Annotated in this window: 18 protein-coding genes; 6 read left to right on the forward strand and 12 right to left on the reverse strand. The window is 66.3% G+C overall.

All coding sequences use genetic code 11. The features are described 5' to 3' along the window. Positions 1-33 precede the first annotated feature (33 nt). Both FBY41_RS08580 and FBY41_RS08590 read right to left on the reverse strand, forming a co-directional pair. Positions 34-1,293 (reverse strand): IS256 family transposase, encoded by a 1,260-nt coding sequence (locus FBY41_RS08580; RefSeq protein WP_141842850.1) that lies wholly within the window; start codon positions 1,291-1,293, stop codon positions 34-36. 1,535 nt (positions 1,294-2,828) lie between these two features. Beyond that, positions 2,829-3,710, reverse strand: a complete 882-nt coding sequence (locus FBY41_RS08590) for a hypothetical protein (RefSeq protein WP_141843516.1) — start codon at positions 3,708-3,710, stop codon at positions 2,829-2,831. Between the two features lie 533 nt (positions 3,711-4,243). Between FBY41_RS08590 and FBY41_RS08595 the strand changes: the two genes are divergently transcribed. After that, positions 4,244-5,158: a tyrosine-type recombinase/integrase gene (locus FBY41_RS08595; protein WP_141843518.1), complete on the forward strand. Its 915-nt coding sequence runs from the start codon at positions 4,244-4,246 to the stop codon at positions 5,156-5,158. 395 nt (positions 5,159-5,553) lie between these two features. Here FBY41_RS08595 and FBY41_RS08605 read toward each other — a convergent pair whose 3' ends face one another. After that, positions 5,554-6,357, reverse strand: coding sequence for a hypothetical protein (locus FBY41_RS08605; RefSeq protein ID WP_141843520.1), 804 nt, complete (start codon positions 6,355-6,357; stop codon positions 5,554-5,556). Positions 6,358-6,401: 44 nt separating this feature from the next. On the opposite strand from FBY41_RS08605, the gene FBY41_RS08610 reads away from it, so the two are divergent. After that, positions 6,402-6,743, forward strand: a complete 342-nt coding sequence (locus tag FBY41_RS08610; RefSeq protein WP_141843523.1) for an Lsr2 dimerization domain-containing protein — start codon at positions 6,402-6,404, stop codon at positions 6,741-6,743. Positions 6,744-6,773: 30 nt separating this feature from the next. Further along, a complete protein-coding gene (locus FBY41_RS08615) occupies positions 6,774-7,256 on the forward strand; it encodes a hypothetical protein (protein WP_141843526.1) in 483 nt (160 codons plus the stop codon). A 744-nt stretch (positions 7,257-8,000) separates the two neighbouring features. Here FBY41_RS08615 and FBY41_RS08620 read toward each other — a convergent pair. Further along, complete coding sequence (locus tag FBY41_RS08620) at positions 8,001-10,538, reverse strand: DUF4268 domain-containing protein (protein ID WP_141843529.1); 2,538 nt, start codon at positions 10,536-10,538, stop codon at positions 8,001-8,003. 352 nt (positions 10,539-10,890) lie between these two features. On the opposite strand from FBY41_RS08620, the gene FBY41_RS08625 reads away from it, so the two are divergent. Together FBY41_RS08625 and FBY41_RS08635 are read left to right on the forward strand one after the other, a co-directional pair. Next, a complete protein-coding gene (locus tag FBY41_RS08625; RefSeq protein ID WP_141843532.1) occupies positions 10,891-12,081 on the forward strand; it encodes a TRAFAC clade GTPase domain-containing protein in 1,191 nt (396 codons plus the stop codon). Positions 12,082-12,649: 568 nt separating this feature from the next. Beyond that, positions 12,650-12,973, forward strand: coding sequence for a histone-like nucleoid-structuring protein Lsr2 (locus FBY41_RS08635; protein WP_141843538.1), 324 nt, complete (start codon positions 12,650-12,652; stop codon positions 12,971-12,973). Positions 12,974-13,181: 208 nt separating this feature from the next. Here the strand turns inward: FBY41_RS08635 and FBY41_RS08640 are convergent, their stop codons facing one another. The 6 genes from FBY41_RS08640 to FBY41_RS08665 all read right to left on the reverse strand — a co-directional run bounded on the left by FBY41_RS08640 (position 13,182) and on the right by FBY41_RS08665 (position 19,858). Continuing rightward, positions 13,182-14,402: an ATP-binding protein gene (locus FBY41_RS08640; RefSeq protein ID WP_141843540.1), complete on the reverse strand. Its 1,221-nt coding sequence runs from the start codon at positions 14,400-14,402 to the stop codon at positions 13,182-13,184. A gap of 248 nt (positions 14,403-14,650) precedes the next feature. Beyond that, positions 14,651-16,093 (reverse strand): SCO6880 family protein, encoded by a 1,443-nt coding sequence (locus tag FBY41_RS08645; protein WP_141843542.1) that lies wholly within the window; start codon positions 16,091-16,093, stop codon positions 14,651-14,653. Beyond that, positions 16,090-17,544, reverse strand: coding sequence for a hypothetical protein (locus FBY41_RS08650; RefSeq protein ID WP_141843544.1), 1,455 nt, complete (start codon positions 17,542-17,544; stop codon positions 16,090-16,092). The genes FBY41_RS08645 and FBY41_RS08650 overlap by 4 nt, the downstream gene beginning before the upstream one ends. Before the next feature lies 1 nt (position 17,545). Beyond that, the gene (locus FBY41_RS08655; protein WP_141843547.1) at positions 17,546-17,926 is read right to left on the reverse strand and encodes a hypothetical protein; all 381 of its coding nucleotides are present in this window, start codon (positions 17,924-17,926) and stop codon (positions 17,546-17,548) included. A 419-nt stretch (positions 17,927-18,345) separates the two neighbouring features. Continuing rightward, positions 18,346-18,609 carry a DUF6112 family protein gene (locus FBY41_RS08660; RefSeq protein ID WP_375869865.1) on the reverse strand — a complete coding sequence of 88 codons (264 nt, stop codon included), beginning with the start codon at positions 18,607-18,609 and terminating at the stop codon, positions 18,346-18,348. Positions 18,610-18,751: 142 nt separating this feature from the next. Beyond that, entirely contained in the window at positions 18,752-19,858 is a 1,107-nt protein-coding gene (locus FBY41_RS08665) for a C40 family peptidase (protein WP_260439659.1), read from the reverse strand. A 186-nt stretch (positions 19,859-20,044) separates the two neighbouring features. Between FBY41_RS08665 and FBY41_RS08670 the strand changes: the two genes are divergently transcribed. Further along, on the forward strand, positions 20,045-20,410 hold the full coding sequence (locus tag FBY41_RS08670) for a hypothetical protein (protein ID WP_141843552.1): 366 nt from the start codon (positions 20,045-20,047) through the stop codon (positions 20,408-20,410). Here FBY41_RS08670 and FBY41_RS08675 read toward each other — a convergent pair. Together FBY41_RS08675 and FBY41_RS08680 are read right to left on the reverse strand one after the other, a co-directional pair. After that, positions 20,347-20,778 (reverse strand): hypothetical protein, encoded by a 432-nt coding sequence (locus FBY41_RS08675; RefSeq protein WP_141843554.1) that lies wholly within the window; start codon positions 20,776-20,778, stop codon positions 20,347-20,349. The genes FBY41_RS08670 and FBY41_RS08675 overlap by 64 nt on opposite strands. Then, positions 20,775-21,188 carry a hypothetical protein gene (locus tag FBY41_RS08680; protein ID WP_141843556.1) on the reverse strand — a complete coding sequence of 138 codons (414 nt, stop codon included), beginning with the start codon at positions 21,186-21,188 and terminating at the stop codon, positions 20,775-20,777. Before FBY41_RS08680 ends, FBY41_RS08675 begins: the two co-directional genes overlap by 4 nt. Positions 21,189-21,480 lie beyond the last annotated feature (292 nt).

Below are 21,480 nucleotides of genomic sequence, written 5' to 3' on the forward strand. Positions count from 1 at the left end.
GGTGTACGACGGTGATCCGTCGGGGTGGTTCGGTTAGCAGGTGATCGCGCCGGCGATCAGGTCGGTGGGCACCTCCTCAGGCTGGTCGTCTGTGGTGCGGGCGGTCAGGACGGCGCGGGCGTTCTTGAGGGCTTCGAGGCCGAGGTAGCGGCGTTGCTCGGCCCACTCGTCGTGCTGCTCCGCGAGGACGGCCCCGACGAGGCGGATGATCGCCTCACGGTTCGGGAAGATGCCGACGACGTCGGTGCGGCGGCGGATCTCCCGGTTGAGCCGCTCGTTCGGGTTGTTCGACCAGACCTGACGCCAGATCTCCTTCGGGAACACGGTGAACGCGAGGATGTCGGCGCGGGCCAGCTCGAGGTGCTCCGCCACGACCGGGAGCTTCTCGTACAGGCCTTCCAGGACCCGGTCGAACTGAGCGTGCACCGCGTCGGCGTCGGGCTGGTCGTACACGGAGTGCAGCAGCGCCTTGACCCAGCCCCACTGGCTCTTCGGGGTCACGCTCATGAGGTTCGCGGCGTAGTGGGTGCGGCACCGCTGCCAGGACGCGTTCGGCAGGGTCGCACCGATGGCCTCGACCAGCCCGGCGTGCGCGTCGGAGGTGACGAGGGCGACCCCGGACAAGCCGCGGGCGGTCAGGTCCCGGAAGAAGCCCAACCAGCCGGTACCGGATTCTGTTGTGGCGGTGTGGATCCCGAGGACCTCCCGGTACCCGTCGGCGTTGACGCCGGTCGCGACCATGACCGCCACCTTCACCACGCGGCCGGCCTCGCGGACCTTCATCGTGAGCGCGTCGGCCGCGAGGAACGTGTACGGCCCGTCGGACAGTGGGCGGGTGCGGAACGCGGCGACCTGCTCGTCGAGGTCCTTGGCCATCACCGACACCTGCGACTTGGACAGGCCCGTGATCCCGAGCGTTTTGACGAGCTTGTCCATCCGGCGGGTGCTGACCCCGAGGAGGTAGCAGGTCGCGACCACCGTCGTCAGCGCCGCCTCAGCGCGGCGGTGCCGCTCGAGCAGCCAGTCCGGGAAGAAGGACCCTTCGCGCAGCTTCGGGATCGCGATGTCGAGCGTGCCGGCGCGGGTGTCGAGATCACGGTGCCGGTAGCCGTTGCGCCGGTTGATGCGCTCGTCGCTGCGGGTGCCGTACTCGGCGCCGCACACGCTGTCGGCCTGCGCCGAGAGCAGGGCGTCGATGAACGTGGACAGCAGCTCCCGCATCAGGTCGGGACTGGCCTGGGCCAGCTGCTCATGCAGGAAGACGGAAGGGTCAATAATGGGCTTCGCGGTCATCGCGGTGTCCTTCTTCGAGTCGGTTGTGAGAGATCACTCGAAGGATCACAGCGGTGACCGCACCTACATCAGCAGGACACGCTCACCGGGATCGTCGTACACCACTCTGCTGGACTCAACTCTGCTTTCGCGTCCCGACGTTTGACATGAAAGTTCCGGCGAGCCCGGCCATCGCACCAATCGCCGCCCCGAGCACACCCGCGAGTGCAGGATCCATATCTCCATCATCAAGGCTAAGCGAGGCGCGCGTGGTGGATTGCGCTTGCCTGAGCCGCGCCAAGCGGTAGCGCCTGCGGTTTCGATCGCCGGCTATAGGCCGATTGCGGGGACGCGCACCGGGGTCGCCTTCTGCCCTCTTCGCGGCGTAGCACCGAGCTCGCCTCGGATGACCCAAGTCATCGCGACCGGTCATGGAGCAGGTCAAGGCAACCGGTAACCGCCTCCCTCGCGGAACAAGGCGTCTGTCGCGCCAGGCCCAGACTCCTGGGGTGGACGCGGCGGAACGGCGTGGCCCTCTGTACGGTGCGCCGACAAGTCCCCACGAACCGACGTTCGGGTAAGCCTGTCGACGGCGCTTGACGATGGGGCCACTGCGGCGGTCGAAAACGATGCCGCACAGACAGATGGATGGCTGTTACGGGTCTGCGTTAGCCCTGATCCACCGATTGGTGGGCGGCCGCGAGGGCCAAATCCTTAGCGATCCCGACCACCGTGACCGGGTGGACTGGCCTTGCGGCGTGGGCAGGCCGGCGTCCGGTGGGCTGCTGACCTTGCTTTGACCGGCGTGCTTGACGGCTTCCACCCAGGCCACGGCTTGCCCGTCCGTGCCGGGGTAGCAGCCCCGCTCGATGTAGTGAACGGCTTCCCGGCCGAGGTGGCGTGCCGTCTCCCTATCGGTGTCCGGTTCGTGCCGATCACCAGGTCGGTCGCTGGCCCGGTCACTCAAGGGGCCGGTGAGCTGGTCGGGAATGATGCGTCAGGGCTCGACGGTGGGTGGCCGAGGGTGAGGGCGTGACGGATTGCCGCGTGGCGCTGCGGTTCGGTTCTCCGTGGACTGCTCGTGGGCGGACAAGGATCGGTGACGACGGGTCAGGTCGGTGCCGGGATCGCCGTGATCCGCTTGAACGTGGACGCGATGTGTGCACCCAGGGCCACGTCGCGGTGATCCTCAGTCGTCGTCGCCGTAATTTTCGGGTGATCCGGGCGGGTACGCGCAGCAGCCGGTAGCGCAACCCTTTGGGCTCGCACGCCTTTAGTGCCTCGGGGAGGGCGGGCAGCCCCAGCCACGCGATGAGGTCGGCGGCGATGGTGGTGAGCATAGCGGTCACCAATCACAGCCCAGCACCTTCGGGCCGCATTGGCGATCCTTACAGTCCTTCCGCCGCCTGCGGTCGTCGGTCGCGCGACGCGCCTCTGGAAGCGTTTCCAGTCAGGTGGCAACCCGCGCACGACGACTCCTCGGCGATCTAGTTGACGAAGACGCCCTCTCGCGTTCGCCGGCGCAGCCACCGCGCCTCGACGCCGACCCGTTCTCGTCAGGCGGATGGCAACTTCTTGCAGACGAAAGGGCCGATCTGATCTCTGAAGAGGAACTCTTCGCCCGGCAAGTCTTCGTACATCACGGAAATCTCCTCCCAGTCGCCAGCCGCCTTGAACCTGACACTATCGCCCGTGGTCTGGATCAAATATGCGTGACACTCGCACGCCAGCGCGAACGTGTAAAACCGTCCTCGCATGGCCTCCTCGAGGAGGGCGATGGGATAGCGGATGAAGTGGCGCCCACACAGGCTCGGGACCTCGACCTTGCCGTCCGCTATTGAACTCTGCGGCAGCTGGGCTGCGCGCGACCACGCTTTCAGCGCTATGCCTTCGACCGTTGGTCGGAGCATCTCGCCCGACGCTAGTCGTCGAAAGGAGGCATGGCCGCAAGGGTGCCCGACCGGCCACGGCGCTGGCGCAAGAGAGGGCCAGAGCCGTGGCATCTCCAGATCCGTCCTCACGTCGATCGCTAGCGATGGGGTTGTGAACCGCAGCCCATGCAGGAGGAGCTCGCCAAGCACGACTGTCATCGCGTAGCCCTGCGGCAGTTCGGGCTCTGGGGCTTCTGGAATACGAACGCACAGAGGCGTTACCTGGACTGCGCTGAAACCCTCAGGTCCCTCATACCTACCGGCCCAGAACTGGCTGGCGTCAAGGGGTCGCCTGCGGTCACGATGTTCGTACAGGGCCGCGTACTCGCTCTGCGAGAGCCCGTAGCCATTTTTCCGCTCGACCTCACTGGACAGAAGCATTGCGGTGAGTGCGGTCTTCTGGACCCAGGCCCCGATCGGAGCCTGGTCTTCAACCGCAATCGTGCCCGCTTCTCCTCGGATCAGCGGGGGGAGGACTCGCTGAGCAACATCTTCGAGTCTGGCCATCCAGCCGTTGTTGCAGGAGGCACACACGTTCTTCACTGTCTGCCGAAACGGAGGTTGCACTCCCATGTAGCGCGGCACTCGGTTCAACGGTCCCGCGTGATGTTGGGCGGGCGTGGCATCCAAGCCAATCTTGCTGACCCATTGGCCGAAGACATGCTCACGGGTCAAAGGTCCCGCTGAGCCACAGAAGACACACGAAGAGGGCACAGACCCATCTTCGCTCACCGCAGGCGAAGGCCACGGCCTTCATGAGTCAGCGCTTCCTTGCGAAGGCAAACTCGTCGGTCAGGAACTGACCCAGCGGGGAGGCGCCCGCGCAGGGACGCTCCCGACGACCCCCGTCGATCTCAAGAACATTGCTCCACAGGGCGTCCGACTGGATCTCCCGCGATTCGCGTGTAAGACCAGCGTCACACCGCAGCCAGCCGACGCGACAGCCGCCTCAGACTTAGCGTCGTTGGACGCATGTGGCAGGCCGCGTCGGCGGCGAGCGGGGTCTGGCCCGGAGCCGGTCGCCGCGTGAGGTGACCCCCATGTCCGCTCCAACTCGACTTCTTTCCTTCCAGCCCGCGACGATGTCGACGGCGCAACTCGCCGCGGTGTCGTACCTGGCCCGGTACTCCGGTCGCACCCACGCGCTGTACTCGTTCCAGCTGCGAGAGTGGTTCGCCTGGTGCGAGAGCAACGGGCTCGACCCGTTGCTGGGTGTCCAGCGAGCTCATGTCGAGCTCTACATCCGCAGCTTGGGTGACAGGGGGCTGATGGACTCCTCCGTCAACACGATGATGCACGCCGTCCGCGGCTACTTCCGCTTCGCGCACATCGACGGCCTCATCACCTCCGACCCGGCCGTCTACGCCCGGCTGCCGAAGATCCACCGCGACGAGACCCGCACCCAAGGACTGGACCGGCTCGAGCTGATCCGGTTCCTGCAGGTCGCCCAGACCATCACCGTCCACCACGGGGCGCTGGCCTACCTGCTCGGTATCAACGCCCTGCGCGCATCGGAAGCGGCGGCCGTGCGGATCGAGGACTACGCCGACACGATGCGCGGCCACCGCGTCCTGCACCTGGTCGGGAAGGGCAACAAGCCCGCCACCATGCCGGTCACCGTCCCCGTGCTTCGGGCCCTGGAAGCCTGCCGTGGCCAGCGCACGATGGGGCCGCTCGTGCTCCGGCCGGTCTCCGGCAAGCCCATCGACCGACGCGACGTCTACCGGATGGTCGCCCGGATCGCGAAGACCGCCGGCATCCCGCGGCACATCAGCCCACACTCGCTACGGCACGCCGCCATCACCAACGCCCTCGACGCCGGAGTCCCGCTCCGTGACGCTCAGATCCTGGCCCGGCACGCCGACCCGAGAACCACCGAGCACTACCACCGCGCCCGAGGCAACCCCGACCGGCACGGCGTGCACTTCCTCACCGCCTACGTAGCCGGCGTCTGACTTCCGGGAGACCCCAACAGCGTCAACTCCGCCCAGATAGACGCGCCCGCCCCTCTGGCAGCCCGAGGACCAACAGAGCTAGAGCAGCGAACCCGGCAAGATCTTGGTTGCGCGGGGCGGAATCGCGGAGCTCACATCGACCATCCTCACCGCAGACGACGTGCGCGACCTCGTTGGCGCCTGCTCAAGAGCAGCGGACGCCGGGTCGATCTGATTTGTTGGACGACAGCCGGCAGTGGCGGTACCCCCACAGGCACCCAAACGTCATCCAGACACACAGGGCAGGGCACCACCGCAAACGGCTCACCTAGCGCCTTAGCGACCCTCAGCCCGTCAGACGCAGCGCCCGACAGCGCTCAGCCATCAGCCCATCGGCGCTCGACCCATTCCCGTTGTCAGTCGTCAAGAGGAGGGTTCACGGCGTAGGTAAAGAATCGCAGCCCATCCACTCCAGCCCCTTCCTTGACTAGATGGAATCTGCCAGTACTGCGCATGGCGATGTAGACGTGGGTTGATTCCCCCACATCGTCAAGACCGACTTCATATTGAAGGGAGACGTTTGTACCCCGCGCTTGCGGCATCCAATCAGAAACTCTCGCAAATGGCGGGAAATCCGTGGTGGCCACCATCCATTCAATTTCCCTCCCGCGGCCATCCCACGCCTTGCAATCGAAGGTCAAGATATCCCCGACGGCTAATCTATGCCGATTCTCTGGGACAATATCTGCCATGCAACCTGCTACGCCAAAGTGGTCCACAATGCTCTCAATCGTGGCATAGTGCTGCGCTGCGGGGCTCTTAGCCATTCTGTAGTCTGCAAGGGCCGATCTTATCATCCCGGAAATACCTTCGAGCAATGCTCTTTCATGGGCGTAGAGCGGACGTGCATGGGCAACAGTATTTCGGACGTCGGCAACGAACTGAAGGAACGATAGGCTCTGTTCCACATTTGGGAACACCTCTGCGAACTTCTCTGGATTCGCACGCAGCATTTCGATCAGGGGCTTAGTGAAGGTGAAGTCCACAAGGTTGTCGCTAATGGATACGCCGGGCCGCGCGCGAGACTCGGAAGCACGGATGCTTTCCAGTTTCCCTCTCGGTGGGGCGCCGGGGGCATCGAGCCAATCTGGGCCGAGAACTTCCAACACCAATAACCTCAACGCTTGCTCCGCGCTTTCCAAAGCGGCCATGGGCTCCATGGGCGCATGGTAGTCGATCGCGGCCTGAAACTAGGCTCGGACCCATGAGTCGACGGTCGATCACCACTCTGATCGACGACGTCGGCGGGTCCACCGCGACCGAAACGGTCACGTTCGGTCTCGACGGCAAGACCTACGAAATTGCAACCTTGACCGACACGGCGTCCACTTCCTCACCGCCTACGTCGCTGGCGCCTGACTTGCGGGTGCTGGTCCGGGCCTGTCCCGGTGGATTAAGCGATGGCCCCGAGCCTCAGTGTCCTATCCAGGCCCGAGGCGTGAGCCAGTGGGCAAAACCTGCGGCTGCAATCGACTGGATACACCCGGCAGCGGTCGCTAGCCTCATTCCGAGGCCCCGGCCGAAGTTCCAACCTCCAGAGCGGTGAGCTGGGGGCGTGCCGCAACGAAGGAGCCAGATGATCGACGACGCACGGGCGTACACCGAACTCATGGCCATCGTGCGCGAACGGCTACCCGCGCTGCATGATCAAATCGCCGACGAGGTTGCACGCGGGAAAGAGCTGCGTGGCACAGATATTGAGCGAACGGAGAGAGAGGGCCGAGATCGAATTCTTGGCGACGGGAATCTTGGCCGCATTGGTGAGGCGGATGTTTCTGTCTTCCCGTATAGCGACGAGGAGCGGCTCGACCTGCTCGTAGACGCTTTGACGACGTCAGCTCAGACGGCTCAGCGGTCTCTGGAAGCGCTAGGCGCGCTGATGACCGAGCTCTCCATTCCTTCTAGGCGAGTCAATTTCCGACGACCCGAGTCCGATGAGACCGCTGTGTTAGAAGTTCCCCTGGCTCCCGCAGACCCTGGCCACGGCGAGGACCTTGCGGCGCAGTTTGAAGTGATTCGGCGCTCTCTCCGAAAGGACCGGAACGACCGTGAACACTGACGAGTTGATTGCGCACGTAAGCGCACAAATTGGACGACTCGCGGATACGTATGAGCACGGAGCCTCCGCATCCGACCTTTACGAGGCAGCCCTGCTCGTTGTTGCCATAGCCAGTATGCGGGCCGCGGGAGCGACGTCGGTGCTGCTAACCAACGATGGGACGAGTGCCGCGAGCGAAATCTCTCTGAGGCGCTCGCCGGGCTACCTCTGGACGCCTGGTTTCACCTACGCCGTGGCTGCCTTCCCAGGGACAAGTAGAACATGTGAAGCACATCTGGGGGTGTTCGTCGTTGGCGAGTCTGGAGTGCCTCACGAGTGTGATGTTGCCGTGCTCGATGGGCGCGAAGCTGAGCGGAGCCGGCGAGGCAAAATCCACCCGCGGAAGAGTGGATTGATCGCTGCGATCGAAGCAAAGCACTATGCCGCGTCCCCGGGAATCGACATTGGCAGGGCGTTCATTGGGCTGGCATCCGAAATGGGCCACGCAAGGTCCAGTCTTGCCTTTCCGGCGCAAGGCGCCACAACCTTGATGCGACTGTTGGCCCGTCGCTCAAGCGAGTGCTTTGACTCGGCGGTACCAGGCGACGCGGCGACCGAAAGGCTCGGTGCCCACATAGAGCAGACTGTGCGGAACTGGCGAGCGAGGATCCGGTAGGCGAGCCTGGAAGGCCGCTTCAGCAACACGGAAAGAGACCCGCGTCACATCGCCGCCTATCAGCGCACCCTTTGGTCGAACTGCCTGTGCTACTGACCCTGCGCTGCGTTCCTTATAGCGCTGATCGAATAGCGGAGGCGTAGGGCCGAAGAGACGAACCAGTCGATCAACTCCTCCCGCTCATCCGTGTCTGTGATCTGGCCGCCAGATGGCCGGTAGTGCCGGATGCGGCATGACTTCTTGTCTTGCAAGGGCTCCCAAGTCAGGGGCCGGCCGAAGTGCTCCTCCAACTCGTCACGACGGGCCCTGAACCTCTCGAACTCCACCAAATTGGCCTGACTGTCTGCCGATCCGAAGTCGAGGTCGACGGAGGGTCCTGTGACCGTGAAGGCCAGGGAGTAGCGCGCGATGGACGAGCCGTACGGCAGTGTGATCCACGAACTGCCGCCCGGTGATGTCGCCTGCGTCCAGTCGGGGGCAGCCTTCTTGATGCGCGCGAGGACCTCTCGCCAGAAGGATTCGTACAACCCCCTCCGGTCCACGTACGTCCCGAGGTACTTCTGCCGGGCGTCCATGAGCTTCCCGCCATCGGGTAGGCGCCAGAACGTCCACCCGTTCACGGCTCTGCCGAGGACTTCCTTGCCGGCTCCAGAGGGGGTGTCGTAGGTCTTGCCGTCCATCTCGAGGAGTCCGTCGCTGGTCACGGTTGCGGAGCGTCCTTCGTAGTTGCCTTCCCTTGCGGTGAGGATGGTCCCGACTGGAAGGTGACCGGTGGCGACGAGGTCGCGGAGCATCACCCAGCCCGCGGCTTCCTGCTCTGTGCGTTTGATCGGATCGGGGTTGTGGCCTTCTGGTGCAGGCCAGGTCTCAGTAAATGCGGTTGTCATCGTCGCGGTTCTGTCGTCGATCCGCCCCTCATTCCAGTCCTCGGTCTTGCGGGGACCTCGGGTCATGAGCAGGGTGTCGCTGGCGTCCAGCGCCTGCCGCTTGCCCTTGGGGCCGTTCCAGGGGCCGTTCGATACCGCGGAGTTCAAAGATTGTGTCAGCAGGGTGAGGTTGCCCAGTCGGTGCACGTGGGCGTCGCGGTCGATCTGCTGTTGGAGCGTGTCGACGGGCCAGTGATCCTTCCATTTCTGCGGCAGGAGATGCTCGATCGTCATCGCCCCACGTTTGACCCGTGACCCGCTTGCAGAGGTAGCCTTCGTGTAGCCCCGGTGCCAGTCCTCGACCGCCTCCAGATAGGCACGAAGCCGCCCCTTCGGCTGTGTGTAGATCGGAGCCGAAACCAGTTCCCGTGCCAGCTCTTCATCACCGGGCCAGTACGTGCCGGGCCGGTTGAGACGGACGAGGCTGTGGCGTACCGCCTCGGCGACGCCGTGCGGCTCGACGCCGCGGAGGTCATCGATGAGGCCGGCGACCACGCGGCTGTACTCAGAGGCGGGACGACGAAGCACCGAGCGGCGCATCAGCCAACTCTCCACGTCACGCAGCGCTGCGACAGCGACGTCCGGCGGCAGAGCTCGTTCGACGTCGAACAGGCGCAGCAGTAATGGCTTGACCGCCTCGAGCTCAGCAGCCTCGGTCCGGTACAGGAAGAGCCCTACCGGGCCAAGGTCGCCCTCGGACTTGCCCGCCTCGTGCACCCACTCCTCGAACAGCGTTGCCTGTTGATGTATCGCAGCTAGCACCCCCGTCATGGGGCGTCCCGACTGTTCGTGCCAGGACTTGAAGCGCGTGAAAGTTGAGCGGGTGCTCACCTCCTCACCGGTCTGTGCGACAAGCCAGTGATTCAGGAACAAGGAGAGGCGTTCCAGGGAGTACCGCCCGATCCGGACTTCCTTGGTCCAGAACGACTTCTCCAGCTCCTGCCAGTGCTCGCGGAACGCAGCATCGGCGCTGCCTCCTTCCCGGACGATCTGCTGAAACACGTAGTTCTTCACCAGGTCCGCGGCGGTCAGCGGCGTCCCACGTGCGTTGAGCGTCTCGAAGATCTCCTGCGACGGCTCATGCTCAGCGAGTGCGATGACCACAAGCTGCAGCCCTTGGCTCAGCGTCGCCACAAGCGCCCCAGCCCGTGCGGGTGCGACAGGAGAGCCGAGCCACTCGCGCACCTGCTCGGAAAAGTACTGGTGCGCCTGAACGATCCTCGACTGTGGAAGCCCGGAGTAGTCGATCGGAGGTTCCGCAGTCATCACAGCGACGAACCCGGCCCGGTCATCGTTCTCGTGCTGAAGCTTCAACACCCCAGACTCATCCAACCCGAACGCTGGCGGGTTGTGCGTCAGCATCGTCAGCTGCTGCGAGAACTGCGTGTGCTCGGCGGCCTCAAGCTCCGCCGCCGCAGCATCGATGAGGATCTGCAACGTTGTAAGTCGCTGTTGACCATCGATGAGGCTATGACTCGCGAGCGACCCCATCCCCGCCGAACTTGACTGAGTCACAACCGCCCCGAGGAAATGCGGGCTCGAGACTCCCTCAAGCCGCCGCTCCGCGACGCGGCAGATGTCACGCCACAGCGGCTCCCACTGGACCTCCGCCGTCCACACGTACCGGCGCTGGAACACCGGGACCACCATGTGCTGGGGCATGGAAAAGATCTCCAGCGGGGTTCGGACATCAGTCTGCATAAAATGCGCTCCTCTCGGCGCGTCGACACTACAGACGCTGGAGACCCGCGGACGCTTATCGAGCACAAGGGTTTGACCCCTGGCGCCGCCCAAAGCCAGACAAGGTCCGACGTCACGTTCTCGGTCGCATCGCTGTCTGCAGCAGACTGCTCGAAATCGGAGTGGACGCGCGCGCCCTCGAAGGCGCAACCACAGATGCCGGTAGGCATTGGATACCCCGAGCGGATCCTCGGCCGCCAGGGATCTGCTCACACCGCTGAGTCAAGCCACCCGGTGTGCCGTGGTTCTCTTGTCACGACGGCGCAGCCCCCGCACCTGCGGGTCCGGGACGGGGGTGAGGTACGTTCCCGCCATGCCGAAATACCCCAGGATCCGAGAGCAGCACATCGCCGTGTTCGGGGAAAGTGGCTCCGGGAAGACCGTGCTGGTGTCCTCCTTCTTCGGACCGACGCAGGAGGGTTCGTACTCGAACGACCTGTGGGACCTCGTCGCGGACGACACGGGCCAGGGCAACCGGCTGTCCCAGAACTATCTCGGCATGAGAGATCGGGCGACAGCCCCGATGCCGACTCGGTTCGCGGCAACGACCTACTACTTCTCGGTCAAGCTCAAGGGTGGAGACAACCCCGCAGGGAAGAGGCGTCCGTTCGACGCTTTGCGGATCGCATGGCACGACTACCCCGGGGAATGGTTCGAAGAGTCTCCGAGTAGCGAGGAGGAGGCTCATCGACGTGTCGATACGTTCCGGTCCCTACTGAGGTCGGACGTGGCGCTCTTCCTGGTCGATGGGCAGAAGCTGCTGGACTACAAGGGGGAGGAGGAGCGGTACCTCAAGTCGCTTCTGACGAACTTCCGCCAAAGCCTGCTGCGACTCAGGGAAGACTTGCTAGCCGACGAAGACCGCCTCGTCGAGTTCCCGCGCATCTGGGTGCTGGCACTCTCGAAGACCGATCTGTTCCCAGACTGGGACATCTACTCGTTCCGCGACCTCGTCATCGGCAAGGCCGCAGAGCACATCGAGGCCCTGCGCGCGACGCTCCAAGACCTAGTGGACACCCCTGAAGCCCTGTCCGTCGGCGAAGACCTCATGTTGCTCTCCTCCGCCAAGTTCGAACTATCCTCCAGCGCCCCCGAGCCGGTGGAGATCGATGTGACCCAGCGGGTCGGACTCGACCTCATCCTGCCCGTGGCCTCGATGCTCCCACTTGAGCGCCGAGTCCAGTGGAACGAGCGGATGGAGATCCCCAGAAAGGTACTGGAGACCCTGGCGGACGGCGCGGAGACCTTGGCCGTGGCCCTGACAGCCGGTAAGTCGATCGGCGTCGACAAGCTAGTGGCCAGGATCCCGGTGGTTGGGCCTCTCGCAAGCAGGGCCGCGCTTCCCGCTCTGATTGCGAGCGCCAAGATGGGTGGAATGCAACTCAAGCAGATGAACGCTCAAGCGCGAGAGAACCACGACTACCTGACTGCCACGCTCACGCAGTTCAAGTTGGACCTCGACCAAGGCGCTTTGGACAAGCTGCTCATCCGGAGCCCCAAGTGAGCCCTGACCAGGATCCACCCGAGGGGCTCATCTGGGCCACCAGAGGGCGTTCTTGGGGATTCCGGTTCCTCCTCGACGGGGGGCTATCCGACCCCCTCCTCGCCTACGAACGGGCCTTCGCGAACCTTGAGGACGAGCCAACGACCTGCCGCCGCACCGCCCACAAGGTCGCGCTGCGCTTTCCCGACCCATTGGGCCGCACAGATGCCGCAGGTCGCGTCATCCCACACGAATTCGTCGTTCTCGGGGATTTGGCCAAGGAGATTCAGTCAGTCGAAGACGGCCTACAACAGGTCTGGCCTCATGTCGCCGGGACCTATGCCCGGATCTGGTATTGCCTTGGATCCACCCGCCCTTGCTGACCTCCGCTTCGACACCTAGGTCCAGGTAGAGGCTCTCGGCCTATCGGCTAGGACCGCTGCCCACGGCAAGAACAAAGACACCCCGAAACGCATTTGCGGCCTCACCACGTCGGACCGGGGCGACAGACTGCGTCACTTCGGCCGCAAGTTAACCTCCTTCGGGGAGGTGGCACTCCACCGAGCCGATACGCCCCTACGATCGCCTCATGGCCCAACAACGGATCACCACTCTGGTTGACGACATCGACGGCACGGATGCAGCCGAGACGATCACGTTCGCCCTCGACGGCAAGTCCTACGAGATTGACCTATCTGAGAAGAACGCGAAGGCGCTCCGCCAGACCCTTAAGCACTGGACCGAGCGAGCTCGAACCTCAGGCCGGCCCGCGCGCACCCGGCAGCGGATCGCAGCCGTGGGCGACTCCCGCAACGCGGAGATCCGCGCCTGGGCACACAGCAACGGCCATGACGTGCCCGCCCGTGGACGTATCCCGCAGCGGGTTGTTTCCGCGTTCGACGCAGCCCACTAGAGACGCGCAATGCCAGAGAGCGCCCGACCCACGCGGTCTGGGCGCTCCGGCCTTCTGGGGCCGGCGCAGGGATCTGGAATGGCGAGCGCCGTCGTGCGCGGGCCACTCGTGATGTGCCGTGACTGTGGTGCGTCAGTCCGAAAGGGCGGGGGTTGGGCGGAAGTAACCGCGACGGAAGAAGCTGCTGATCCGCTTACCTCGGCAGCCGTCACTGATCGATGCTCATTCGTGCGTTGGTGTCGAAAAGGTGAAGCTCGTTGTCGGTTGCGATGTGGCGGACAACGAAGGATCTCTGGCCGACGCGCCAGAGGCCCTCGCCCTTTTGCAGTTCGGGAAGCTGGGCGTGTTCAGCGCTGGAGAGGCCGAGTTCCCTGGTTGTGTGCGGTGACTCGCTGACTTCCTGCTGGTAGATGATCTTGGTGGAGCAGTCACCGAGGAGCCCGCGCGCGAGGGCGCGAGACTCGGACCCGACGTCGCCGACGGCATCCAGGTCGGAGAGCCGATGGACGATGAGCAGGTTTGCGATGCCAAGGCCGCGGGAGAGTTTCCACTGCGACTGCATGCGGGCGAGGAGCGCAGGCTGGCGCATGAGGCGCCATGCTTCGTCGTAGATCACCCAGCGTTGTCCGCCCTCGCTGGAGGCGAGGGCGGACTCCATCCACGCGGAAGCGCAGGTCATGACCATGGCGATGAGCTGGTCGGAGCCTTGGATCCCGGAGAGGTCGAGGGTGACCATCGGGCGTGTCGGGTCGAAGGACACGGTCGAGGGTCCGTCGAAGAGCCCGGCGAGGTCGCCGGCGACGAGGCGCCGGAGGGCGTGGCCGAGGTCGCGTCCGTCCCGCGTGAGCTCGGCAACCGTGGCTCCCGTCATCGACGTCGTCGGCGACAGGAGCGCATCGACGACCGCCGGCAGCGTGGGCGTATCGCAGGCTTGGACCGCATGTATCAGGGCCGCGTCAAGGGCGGTGTGCTCCACGGCGACGAGGGCTCGCCCGAGCGCCGACTCGCCGAGTGATCCGACGAGCACGCGTCGACGGGTGCTTAGCACAGCCCTCCACTGCTCGTCGGTGAGCGTCGAGTCGCGCGGACCTGGGTCGAGCGGGTTGAGGCGGTTGTCGGAGCCGCCGCCGAGCCGGATGGCCGTGCCGCCGACGGCTTCGGCGACGACTGTCCATTCGCCCTTGGGGTCGCCGGGGACGTAGACACGGCGCCCGAAGGCGATCGACCGCGTGGCGATCGACTTGGCGAGGCAGGATTTGCCTTTGCCGACGACGCCGGCGAGGAGGCAGTTCGGGTTCGTCAGGATGCCTTGCTGGTAGAGGACCCATGGGTCGAAGCAGAACCCGCCGCCCGACCAGGCATCTTGGCCGACGTAGACACCAGCGCTGCCCAGCCCGGCTTCGGCGAGGAAGGGGTAGGCGCCGGCCATGACGTCCGAGGTGGCCCGGTGCGCCGGCAGCCCCAGCCGCCGAAGGGACCGCAGTGCCTCAGGCCCCGACTCACCTCCCGGCGGCAGGTAGCTGCCCGACTCGGGAGCCTCCCGGCCCACAGCCGACTCAGGCGCGCATGGCCTCCGGTCCTGACGGCCATGCGATCCGCGCCCCCTACTGTGACGTGCACGCTGACCGGCTGGCGCGTAGAACGTCGGCCCACCATCGCCCTTGTTGAGCTTCACCATCAGTTGACCTTCCTCGCGAGGGGGAGCGCGGCCGCGACGAACGCACGGGCCTGCTGCCCGTAGAGCCGTCGGGTTTCGCAGCCGGACTGGATCGCAGCCCGGCTCACCTCGGCGACGGCCGCCTCGAGGTCCGCTCCCGTCGCCGCTGTGACGGCGATCAGGCCGGTGAACCGGATGTCGGCGTGCCCGGCGATGAGGGCACGCTCGCGGTCGAGGACGTCGCTGGCTTCGACGCTGTCCGAGAGGTCGGCCAGGGCCCCGATGCGGGCCTTCTGCGCGGCCTCGGTGGCGTATTCGACCTTGGCCTTGCGGATCTCGCGGATCGCCTCGTCGGCGGGGACGGGTTCGGCGGTGATGGAGATCGTCTTGCGGATCCCGGGCTGGAAGACGAGCGCATGCAGGAAGAAGGGTGGTGCGTCGATGCGGGGCCATTCGCTGATCCACAGAACGGCGGAGTGGGCATTGTCGTGACGCAGATGGTCCCATTCCTCGTCGACCGCCATCGGGCCTGCGGACTCCAGCCGGCACGGGACGAAGCGTTCCTTGTCAAAGCCGGGCTCGTACGCCTGGCGCAGGGTGGCGGCGAGATCGGCCTCGCCGAGCCACGACACGAGGCGGAGGTCCGCGGCGCGCAGGCTCGCCTCGAACGAGGTCATCTCCTGGCGCAGGCACGCGACTGCGCCGGCGAGACCCCGTCCCGACTGCCGGATGTGGGTGCGGGCAGCGCGCAGGTCGAGGGAGATCGCGACGAGGGTCCGGTGGGTCGACGCGGCAGGAGCGGCGGTCTTCATCAGCGCCTCGTACTCGCGCACGGCCCACTGGTCGCGGCTCTTGACCCCGTGAGTGTCCCACCAGCCGGTGATGCCGCGCCCGGCGTCGGGCAGCGAGATCTCGAGCACCTGCACCCGGGTCCCGGTCCCCCTGTGCGCAAGCCCTGCCAACGCTCGTCCCCAGCCGTGAACTCGCCGCGCCTGCTCCTCGGGGGCGAGGAGCACGTATGCCGGGTGGCTGACGACCGCGGCCACGGTGAGGCTCTGGGCGTGCGGTTCATGCAGCACTGCGGTGCCGCTCTTCTCGTCGACGAGGAACCGCATCGCGGCCGCGTCCCCTGGCAGGGCGAGTGTCCCTGCTGGGCGTGGCTTCGCGGGACGGGCCCGCCACTTCGTCTGCCCCGACGCTCGGCGCAGGCCAAAGTGGGCCGCGGTCGGCAGCGCTTCGATCGCAGGCCGTCCGCCCCGCCTGACGAACGCGAGAGCAACCAAGGCTCCCCAGATCGGTGCAGTCGCGATCGCGCCGAGGGTGCTGGCGACGAACATCGCCGGGATCAGCACGAGGGCGGCGATAGCGATGCAGGCAACCCGGGACGCGGACAGTCCGAGGAGCAGTCCGCGGCGAGGGAGCCGGGCGAACCGGACAGTGAAGGGGGTTGTCGTGTCGATCATGATTGGCTCCCGCCGCTGCTGGTCGGTGGCTGCTTCGGCGGCACCGAAGATGCGGGGCGCATGACAGACGCTGGCGGCCCACTCGACCTGCCTGTGCTGGTGGTGGCTGTGTCGGCCGCATAGCCCCCACCGGGCGCCGTCGGCGCGTTGGTCCCCCCGGTTGCCGCGTCACCTCCCGCGGCGGACTGGGCCGCCGATGAAACCGTGTTGACCGCTCCCTTCAACCCGGACGCGGTCGCCGCGGCGGCGCCGATGACCGGGACGGCCGCGGAGGTGGCGGCTGCGGCGCCACCGGAAGCCGCGGCCGCCCCAGCCGGCTTTGATACGCCGGCACCACCCCCGGCACCCGTCCCAGCTCCGGCTCCGGCCGGCAACCCCGCCGGAGCCGGCCAGCCTGCGAAGGCAGGCCGCTGCGGCGACGGCGGTGTTGTGGCCCCACCACCGCGGCCTCCGCCCGATCCGCCTCGGGGACCGAATCCGGCGCTGAGGGCTCGTGCCTGGCCTTGGAGTGCGGCGACCTTCTGGGGGCCGGAGATCACCGACTGCGCACCTGCTCCGCTCTGTCGCGCGACGGAGTGAGCGGCATACAGGCTGTCACCGGCGAAGTGGAACATCCGGATCGCTGCCCACGGGGCGAGCCCGCCGAGCAGGAGGATGAGGGAACCACCGATGAGCTGCGTGGCCGTCTGCCCATCGCCGGTGCCGGACTGGCCAGCGCCGTTGAGGATGGAGATTCCCAGGCTGAGAATGATGACGAGCAGCAGCTTCGAGGCGATCATGGCGGCCGTGAACTCGATCCATTTACGGACCCAGCCGCGGGTGAAGTCCGCGGTCGCGCCGGCGAAGGCGAGCGGGGCTAAGACGGCGGCGAGCAGAATCATCAGCTTGCGGATCATCATCGCCGCCCACACGACGACCACCGAGGCGAGCACGACGAGCGAGACCAGGATGACGATGGCCGGATTCGTCAGCCCCGCGAGGTTCGCGAACGCGAACTTCGCGCCGAGGCCGTCGAGGCTGGTACCCAACGTGAACTGGATCACGCCGTTGCTGAGCGCATCGACCGCCCCAAGCAGCAGCCGGGTCGTGGCGATCGCGAACGCCGACCCGAAGAAGCTGATCAGCAGCCCGCTGAAGGCGCGCCCGAGCATGGGCGGATGGCCGCGCAGGCTGGCTGCGATGAGCTGGATGAGGAAGAGTCCGACGCAGAGGACGGCCGCTATCGCCCCGGTCATCGTCATCTCGCGGAGCAGCTGCGGCGACTGCAGGTCGAGGGTCGTGGCGTCGTTGATCTGGGCCCAGAGCCAGGTGGTGGCGTTGTTGGCGGCCGAGCTGAAGAACCCAGCGATGGTGCTGAACGGGTCGGTGAACTGGTTCGCCGTCGCGGTGGCTTCCGCCGCGTTGACCGGCAGGCAGATGGGGTTGAGGCGTTCGATTCCTTCGCAGGGCATGTCAGCTCACCTGGATCGCTGTGTAGGAGATGACCGCGACGAATCCCCACGTGGGGCGGGTCGGCGGGCCTTCGAGGTTGAGGGAGACCGCGACACTGAACTTCGCTGTCCGCCGTTCGCCGTCAACGGTCGTGTGGCGCACGACCGTCGCGGTGACTTCGCGTCCCGTGATGCCGGGATCGCTGATCCGCCCGGACGCGACGGCGTTGGTCCACGCAATCGGCTCTTCGACCCGCTCGATCGTCACGGTCGTGTAGCCGTGCTGGAGGCTGAGAGCCTCCCACTCCGTATCGGTGGGAATGGGGGCGACCGTGTCGGCGGCGTCGGTGACCGAGAAGACGGCGTAGCGGTCACGAAAATCGGGAGGGATCAGACCGACCACGAGCGGCTCTCTGGTCACAGCGGATTCGGCTTGCACCCACCGAAGGTGCGCGGAGCGGGGCGTCCGGAAGTCGTGGCTCAGCAGGCGCCGAACAAACTCGGCCGCGTAGAGGTCCGGCTGCTGCGCAGCCTCCCCAGCGATCGTGGCAGCTCTCGGGCCTGGTGCCACGGCAGGCAGGGAGCGGAGGCGCTGGACTTGGTATGCCGCCGGGTCACCCGCCGCCGCGTCTGCTGGCATTGTCTGCTGGGCCGGCCGGCCATCAGTCGCACGCTCCGGTCGGGCTGCGGCCGGCGCAGGTGACGCGGTCGGCGCGGATGTCCGAGTCGTGTACAGGACGAGCACGGCCACGATGACAAGCGCCGCCGCGACGGCGAACGTAGGCCACTTGAAGCGGGACCGGAGGCGCGAGCTGAACGTGCTCATTGGACCGCGGAGCCAGCGGCGTTGAAGAAGTTGACCAGCGCGTTCGCTGCGCCGATCAGCATCGCCGCGGCGACGGAGACCAGGATACCGGTCTTGCCGCGCCCGGCGACGTGCGGGTTCGACGAGTGGGACCCGATAGCCCACGCGATCGCCGACATCGCAACACCCGCGACAGCAGCAACGAGTCCGATGGTGAGAAGGCCACCGACGATTCGCTCGAGGGCGGCGATGCCAGGCAGGCCGGTCGTGTTGGGGCTCACGTCCACGGGAAGCGCAAGCAGGAATGATGCAGCCATGAGAGTGCCTTTCGCAGCTGAGCGCGAGCCGGATGTCCGCGCCGTGATTGCCGTAGCGGTCTTCCGGGGCACCATCGGGCACTTCGGCGGGACCCACGGGCAGGCGTCAAGAAATGTGCCGGAGTCCCGCCAGGCCATCGGAGATGAAGGGCTTGAGGGAGACGACGCGTACAACGTCGCCAGTCCTGGGTGCGTGCACGACGAGGCCCTGGCCGATGTACATGCCGACGTGGCCAGGTGCAGCCATGGTGCCGAGCGCCCCAGGAATCATGACGAGATCGCCGGGCTGTAGGGATGCAAGCGTCGTGGGCGCTCCGGCACGCAGCTGTTGACTGACCACCCGACCGATTCGCACGCCCCCGCGGATCCAAGCCTGCTGGGTCAGTCCGGAGCAGTCGTACCCGCCGGGGCCGTTGCCGCCCCACACGTAGGGCTTGCCGAGCTGCGCGAGTGCAAACGTCACCGCGAGTCGACCGGCCGGGCTGGTGCCCTGCGGGATCGCGTATTCCGCAGGGAGCCCGTGGGTGCCTGCCGATGCCGTCTGGACTATTGGAACGCCAGCGTCCCCACAGTCCAGCGTGATCGTGGAGCCCTTGATCGCCGCGACAATCCCCACGGCGCGGTCCGCCTGACGCCAGTAGTTCTCCCCGACCATGCTCGACCCATGGTTTCCGACCGTCGGCCGCCCGGTGAAGGCAGACCGCTGCACCATCTGCGCGGCATACCAGGGTGTCATCTCCTGCCAGCCCGGCACCCGGAGCAGTGCATCGAGGAACAGGTGTGTCGATTCGGTCGGGCTCATCCGCTGGGCCGCTGTTCCCCAAGACGGCCGCTGTTGGAAGAGCCCCAGCGAGTCGTGGTCGTAGCCGACGCCCTCGTTCGGGTAGGCCGCGCCTGAGGGGTCGTTCGGGTTTGTTAGGACGCGGAGACCCGACTCGGCCAGTGCCACCATGACCGCGATGAACGCCGCCCGCTCACCGCCGCGTTGGGTCGCGACGGCGACGACGGTCCGCGCATTCTGGGCCTGCGACGCGGTGAGGCCCGAGACGGAGCCACTGGACACGCACGACGGCGCCCTCGTCTGTGCAGTAGAGCCGACAGCCCCGACGGTCACGAGGCCGAGCGTCCCAGCCAGCCCAATGAAGCCGACGAGACCGACGGCGGCAATGCGTTGCAGCGACATGAGCGCGTCACCGGCTTGCGGGGTCACCATCAGTTCGGGTTGCCGGGTCGTGCCCCGCGGGCCCAGTCTTGTAGTTCGTACCGAGGAGGTGTGTCCATGGCATGGCGGCGTGTACGCAAGCCCTCCCCGCAACCGGCGCGCACGCCGGCTGCCCATCAGGCGCGAGCGTTGGCGCTCGGGCTCGCCGGTCTGGCACCGCTGCCATCCGTAGACCCCATGGCCATCGGGCTCGTCCTCGAGCCAGAGGAGACGGCCTACCAGGTCGCCGTGGCCTGGGTGAGCCACCGAGCAGGTGACGGCTGGTCCCAGCCGTCGCAGTCGCGCGTCGTCGTGACCGACCGCCGCCTCATGGTCGGTATGCCGCTGGGCGGGCTTAGTTCGCTGTGGTGGGGTTCGCTCGTGGGCTTCCACCCGGACCTTGCCCGATCGTCCGTCATCCTCGACTTGGGAGATGGGTACCCGCGCTGGTTGTCTGGGCCGGATGTCGCATCTGTGGCGGTCGTGGGTGTCGCGCGGCTCTACGGCGTCACGGCTCTGGCCGAGCACGCCGCGCTTGAACCGCTGCGAGACCGGGCCGGTTGAGCGCGAAGCACTTTCACCTGTCGACGGGCGTACTGACGCTGCTCGCGGGTCATGGCGCGACGGTCGACGTAGAGGCGAAGCAGGCCGGGCCAGCCTGAAGGCGAGCCGGCCAGAAGACGGTGGACGGCACGCCGCTGGGAGGGTGAGAAACCCAGCTGCTCGAGCATGCGCTTGGTGCTGGCGCGGGAGTTGCCGCCGGCGATTTTCGCGGTGACGGTCTGCAACGGGTCAGCGGCGCCGCGGGCGCGGGCGGCCTCGATGCGTGAGATGAAGAGGTCGAAGACCGCCGCGAGCTTCATGGCCTCGATGTCGTCCTCATCCAGGTCGAGCTCGTCGATGGCCCAGTCCTCGAAGCCATCCGGGGTCATGACGCAGCCTCGATCGGATCGATGTCGGTGAAGACGACCGGATCGCCGGGGGAGACGTGAGTCAGCCCGTGCAGCGCGTCACTCTGCGCTGCCCGCGCCGAGCCTGACGCCCCCCGTGTGGCGATACCCCGCAGTTTGATGAAGAGCACCATCGGCGTGAGGCCCCTTGCTTCGTCCTCGTGGCCGATGAGCCACTCCATCGCAGCCAAGAGCTCGCTGGTGGCGTGCTCTGCGGTGACCGGAATCGATGACGACGATCCCAGAGGGGTCACGAGGCACAACCCCCGGGTGCAGATGTTCTCTCGGACCGTGAACCACAGCGCCTCGAACTCTGGTGAGGGCTGGGCCAACGAGGTGCACATCGCAAGGGCTTCTGCGACGAGTTGACCCCTGATCTCGTTCTGCTTCATTGCGAGGCTCCTTGCTTTGCCGGCCGGCCCTTCGCGGTGCCGGGTCTTGGGTCGTTTGTCCTCCACCTGGGCGGGCCCTGCATCACCAGGACCAGCGTCTGTGGATCACCACTAATGCCGCGGCAGTTATCCACAGCGATCACTTGGAGGAGGGCGGATTTCCCCGCAGCGGCACAAACTGGGGTTTCCAGATCGTTCTCGACCGGGGGTTCGACGTGAGCAGACATCGACGCATGCGCATGGACTGCGTGGCATCACCAGTGGGCCGACCCAGCGCAACCGGCTGCGTCAG

It is taken from the genome of Humibacillus xanthopallidus (genome assembly GCF_006716675.1).
Classification (GTDB): domain Bacteria; phylum Actinomycetota; class Actinomycetes; order Actinomycetales; family Dermatophilaceae; genus Humibacillus; species Humibacillus xanthopallidus_B.

Coding starts and splice junctions, on each gene's coding strand:
- FBY41_RS08635 (WP_141843538.1), top strand. CDS start 12,650: ATGGCCCAACAACGGATCACCACTCTGGTTGACGACATCGACGGCACG.
- FBY41_RS08615 (WP_141843526.1), top strand. CDS start 6,774: ATGATCGACGACGCACGGGCGTACACCGAACTCATGGCCATCGTGCGC.
- FBY41_RS08640 (WP_141843540.1), bottom strand. CDS start 14,402: ATGGCCGGCGCCTACCCCTTCCTCGCCGAAGCCGGGCTGGGCAGCGCT.
- FBY41_RS08610 (WP_141843523.1), top strand. CDS start 6,402: ATGAGTCGACGGTCGATCACCACTCTGATCGACGACGTCGGCGGGTCC.
- FBY41_RS08605 (WP_141843520.1), bottom strand. CDS start 6,357: ATGGAGCCCATGGCCGCTTTGGAAAGCGCGGAGCAAGCGTTGAGGTTA.
- FBY41_RS08670 (WP_141843552.1), top strand. CDS start 20,045: ATGGCCATCGGGCTCGTCCTCGAGCCAGAGGAGACGGCCTACCAGGTC.
- FBY41_RS08665 (WP_260439659.1), bottom strand. CDS start 19,858: ATGGTGACCCCGCAAGCCGGTGACGCGCTCATGTCGCTGCAACGCATT.
- FBY41_RS08675 (WP_141843554.1), bottom strand. CDS start 20,778: ATGACCCCGGATGGCTTCGAGGACTGGGCCATCGACGAGCTCGACCTG.
- FBY41_RS08580 (WP_141842850.1), bottom strand. CDS start 1,293: ATGACCGCGAAGCCCATTATTGACCCTTCCGTCTTCCTGCATGAGCAG.
- FBY41_RS08645 (WP_141843542.1), bottom strand. CDS start 16,093: ATGATCGACACGACAACCCCCTTCACTGTCCGGTTCGCCCGGCTCCCT.
- FBY41_RS08650 (WP_141843544.1), bottom strand. CDS start 17,544: ATGCCCTGCGAAGGAATCGAACGCCTCAACCCCATCTGCCTGCCGGTC.
- FBY41_RS08595 (WP_141843518.1), top strand. CDS start 4,244: ATGTCCGCTCCAACTCGACTTCTTTCCTTCCAGCCCGCGACGATGTCG.
- FBY41_RS08680 (WP_141843556.1), bottom strand. CDS start 21,188: ATGAAGCAGAACGAGATCAGGGGTCAACTCGTCGCAGAAGCCCTTGCG.
- FBY41_RS08625 (WP_141843532.1), top strand. CDS start 10,891: ATGCCGAAATACCCCAGGATCCGAGAGCAGCACATCGCCGTGTTCGGG.
- FBY41_RS08590 (WP_141843516.1), bottom strand. CDS start 3,710: ATGGCCAGACTCGAAGATGTTGCTCAGCGAGTCCTCCCCCCGCTGATC.
- FBY41_RS08620 (WP_141843529.1), bottom strand. CDS start 10,538: ATGCAGACTGATGTCCGAACCCCGCTGGAGATCTTTTCCATGCCCCAG.